The organism is Polaromonas sp. P1_G4 (assembly GCF_056405475.1).
Map to the genome: position 1 here is coordinate 1 of NZ_JBFUCA010000763.1, position 1,494 is coordinate 1,494.

Sequence of the window (1,494 nt, forward strand, 5' to 3'; positions counted from 1 at the left end):
TTGCTCGCGTTAAGGCTGACCGCAAGGACTTGAATGTCTTTTTTGGCCGAATCACACACCTGGAGCCAACGGGCCACAGGGTCCAGTTGCACTTCCACGCGGGTTCCCGGTGGCGTATGGCTCAAGGCGTTTTCAACCAGATTGCGAAGCACCAGCCTTAGCAGTACCGCGTGCCCCTCAATGCTGAAGAAGCCCGGRCTCACCAAGGATAGATCATGTCGGGTTTCCATGGCAGCCTGGCCGAACTCGGCTATCTCGCTCAGCGCTATTTCATCCAGGTTCAACGCTTGCCGTGCTTCGAGCAAGTCGGTCCGGCTTGCGCGCGCCAGCGCCAGTAGGTTCGCCAGGACCTGGCCTGCCCGCAAAGCGTCCTGCTCGAGTTGCGACAAAAGTAAATCGCGTTCCTCGCCGGAGGCAGCTCGCCTCAAGGCGTGCGCCTGCAGGGTCAGCGAGGCCAGAGGCGTGCGCAGTTCATGCGCCAGTTCACTGGCCAGTTCCCGCTCTCTTTCAACGGCCGATTGGTAGCGACTCGCCAGCGTGTTGATCGAATCCACAACAGCCCGGAACTCACGCTGCGAGTAGGGCCCTTGAAGCGGGGCGGCCCTGTGAATGTCCAGGGCGTCCACATCGCGCGACAAGGCGTACAGGGGTCTTAAACCCCGGTGGATTGCAAAGCCCAGCGCCAGCGCAACCACGGGCAGCAGCCAAAAACCGGGGCCGGCAACTTGCCCGGCAATGTCTTTTGCCAGGTCATCACGCTCTGCTGAATCAAGCAGCACGGTTACCTTGCGCGTTCGGTCAGGCCCGTCCCAGCGCGAAAATGCCCGCCAGGGAACCGGCGGTGAGCCCAGCGTCAGGTTCTCAAAGCCTTCGCGCATATTGAAAGCGACAGGCGGCGCGTCTCCGATACGCATAAGCGTTTTGCCTTGCCCGTCCCACATCACCACGCTCATGGAGCGCTGGTAATCGTGACTCTTCAGGTTGGACAGCGCGGCGGTGTTGCTGAAGTCAGTGCGTGAGTCGACACCGGCAAAACTTTCCGCAAGTTCAAGAAAAGCGACGCTGGCCAAGTGGCCATCCGTGAGCTCGTCAGCCTCGTGAATACCCGTGCGGTAGCCCAATGCGATAAAACCACCCCAGACAATCAATAGCGCGCCCAGCGCCCAAGCCATAAGGCTCGTGGTCAGCGACATCTGCGCAACCCTCATGGTTTCTCCGGTACGAAGTAACCGACGCYGCGCAGTGTGCGTATTACGTCCTCACCCAGCTTCTTTCTCAGGTGATGCACATGAACCTCCACGGCGTTGCTGTCGAGCGCATTGCCCCAACTGTAGAGCCGGGCTTCAATCTGCGGCCGTGACAGTACGCGGGGCCTAACCTCCACTAAAGCCAGCAAGACACCGAACTCCCGCGGGGCCAGCTCAACCGATTTTCCGTTCAGGTGAACGGCCCGCGTGGCCGGATTGATTACTAAGGCGCCGGCCGTTATCGTAG

General features: G+C 60.4%; 2 protein-coding genes. Both read right to left on the reverse strand.

The genetic code is table 11. From position 1 onward, the window contains the following. Positions 1 to 1,208 (reverse strand): histidine kinase dimerization/phospho-acceptor domain-containing protein (locus AC1D1X_RS23105; RefSeq protein ID WP_477699315.1); only part of this gene is annotated, 1,208 nt, incomplete at its 3' end. Continuing rightward, positions 1,205 to 1,494, reverse strand: a 290-nt coding sequence (locus AC1D1X_RS23110) for a winged helix-turn-helix domain-containing protein (protein WP_477699316.1), incomplete at its 5' end; no start/stop codon positions are given. The genes AC1D1X_RS23110 and AC1D1X_RS23105, both read right to left, overlap by 4 nt.